The sequence below is a fragment of the Mesorhizobium sp. M7A.F.Ca.CA.002.09.1.1 genome (assembly GCF_003998555.1).
Taxonomy (GTDB): Bacteria; Pseudomonadota; Alphaproteobacteria; order Rhizobiales; family Rhizobiaceae; genus Mesorhizobium; species Mesorhizobium ciceri.
In genome coordinates this window covers 1-2,150 of record NZ_RZRR01000925.1, presented here as the reverse complement: position 1 = coordinate 2,150, position 2,150 = coordinate 1, and the positions used below count along the sequence as shown (strand labels likewise).

Annotated in this window: 4 protein-coding genes; all 4 read right to left on the bottom strand. The window is 64.6% G+C overall.

Annotated elements, in window-relative coordinates; genetic code table 11:
* On the bottom strand, nt 1–141 hold a 141-nt coding region (locus EN994_RS28415), incomplete at its 3' end, for a HisA/HisF-related TIM barrel protein (RefSeq protein ID WP_245466107.1).
* Entirely contained in the window at nt 141–977 is an 837-nt protein-coding gene (locus tag EN994_RS28410; protein ID WP_063169781.1) for an arginase family protein, read from the bottom strand. The genes EN994_RS28410 and EN994_RS28415, both read right to left, overlap by 1 nt.
* A complete protein-coding gene (gene hisA / locus EN994_RS28405; protein ID WP_063169780.1) occupies nt 974–1,717 on the bottom strand; it encodes a 1-(5-phosphoribosyl)-5-[(5-phosphoribosylamino)methylideneamino]imidazole-4-carboxamide isomerase in 744 nt (247 codons plus the stop codon). The genes EN994_RS28410 and hisA overlap by 4 nt, the downstream gene beginning before the upstream one ends.
* A 4-nt stretch (nt 1,718–1,721) precedes the next feature.
* Entirely contained in the window at nt 1,722–2,012 is a 291-nt protein-coding gene (locus tag EN994_RS28400; protein ID WP_013528347.1) for a DUF1330 domain-containing protein, read from the bottom strand.
* Nucleotides 2,013–2,150 lie beyond the last annotated feature (138 nt).

The window sequence follows — 2,150 nt, the reverse complement described above, 5'->3', positions numbered from 1 at the left end:
GATCTCGTCGGCGCCGGCCGCGTCATAGGCCTTGGCCGCCTCGACCGGATCGCCGGCGTCGACGAGATCGACGAAGTTGACGCCCTTGACGACACGGCCGTTCTTGACGTCGAGACAGGGGATGACACGGGCTTTCAGCATCAGCGGCCCTCTATCGTGGCGATGAGATCGTTCAGCAACTGGCCGACCAGCGGCGGAACATCGGCCTGCGCGTCGAAAGCCGGATCGTAGGCGGAGACGGTGATGCCGACGACCGGCACCGCAAGCGCCATGGCGCAAGTGGCGTCGCGCAACTGCTCCGGGCTCGGGCCGCCCGAAGTGATATAGCGGTTGGCCTGCAACTCGCGGGGATCATGCACGTCCATATCGAGGTGCATGTGCACGCGTTTGGCGCCGGCGATCTTCAGTCTTTCGGTCGCCTGGGCCACCCCGGCGCATTCCGTCCGCACGATCGGCAGCGTCTCCAGCAGCCGCTTCTCGTCCGGATCGAGATCGCGCGCGTTGACGAGCACGCAACGCGACGGATCGATCGGCTTGAAGCCGGGAATGGCCGACGCCATCGGCCTCCAGCACAGGCCAAGCACCGTCGCCAGCGCCATGCCGTCGAGAAAGCCGTATGCCGATGTCTCGGGCGTGTTGAGGTCGCCATGCTGGTCGGCCCAGATGATCGCATCGGCGTCCTCGCCGGCGACCGCACCGGCTGATGTCAGGCAATTTCCCGCAAGGACGATGGGAAACCGACCGGCGTCACGGGCAAGGCGAACCTCGGTCGCAACCGCGTTGCAGACAGCAAAGCCGGTGGCGATCTCGCGCTCCTGGATGTCTCCGACCCTGCCGATGTCTTCCACCGTAACGTCATGGCCGGCCATGGTCAGCGCGTCGACGAGCCCGCCTGATATCAGTGCGTCCGGGCCCTGGCCCATGCCGCCATGGTAATGACCGCTGTCGTAGGAGGCCAGGATGATGGAGATTTTCACGTCCGCGTCTCCGCCCTGCCCTGCAGGATCGCCAGGGCCTCGGCCGGATCGATGCGGCCGTCATAGAGCGCGCGCCCGGAGATCGCCCCTTCGAGCTTTTGCGCATCGGGCATGGTCATGCGCATGATGTCGGCGATCGAGGCGAGGCCGCCCGACGCGATGACCGGGATCGATACGGCATCGGCGAGATCGATGGTGGCGTCCCAGTTGATGCCTGTCAAAACGCCGTCGCGATCGATATCGGTGTAGATGATGGCGGCGACTCCGGCGCCCTCGAATTTCCTCGCCAGTTCGACGACGCCGAGGCTCGACGCCTCGGCCCAGCCCTCGACGGCGACCTTGCCGCCCTTGGCGTCGATGCCGACGGCGACCTTGCCCGGAAACGCCTTGCAGGCCTGTCTGACCAGGTCCGGGTCACGCACCGCCACCGTGCCGAGGATGACACGGGCCAGCCCGCGATCGAGCCAGTCCTCGATCTGCGCCAGCGTGCGGATGCCGCCGCCGAGCTGCACAGGGTTCTTCGTCGCCTTGAGGATGGCGCCGACCGCCGCGCTGTTGACGCTCTGGCCCTGGAAAGCGCCGTTGAGGTCGACGACATGCAGCCATTCGAAGCCCTGTTGCTCGAAGGCCCGCGCCTGCGCTGCAGGATCATCGTTGTAGATGGTCGCGGTGGCCATGTCGCCGTGCTTCAGGCGCACGCACTGGCCGTCCTTGAGATCGATGGCGGGGAAAAGGATCATCCGTTCAGGCGCCTTCCACAATGGCGAAATGCGATGTCGAATAGAGACGTCGGAACTTCAGCGCCGCCTGGTATTCGGGCGAATGGAAGCAGGCGAGTGCGACCGCGTAGCTCTCGAACTCGATGATGACATGGCGATTGCCCGACGACCCTTCCGGGCTCGACGACTGACCGCCGCGGGTCAGGAATTTTGCGCCATATTTGTCGAAAGCCGCTTTGTTGGCGGCAATGTATAGCGGATAGTTTTCCGGATCGGTCACCTCGACCATCGCCATCCAGTAACCCTTCTTGCTCATCGGTTTCCCCTTTGCTTGAGCATGATCTCGGGACAAACGGGACCGTTTGTCCGAGAAAACCGGGGTCCACTTTTCGGGATCATGCTCTAGGGCCTCCAGCGCAGGAAATTGGTGATCAGGGCGAGGCCCAGCGCCTGG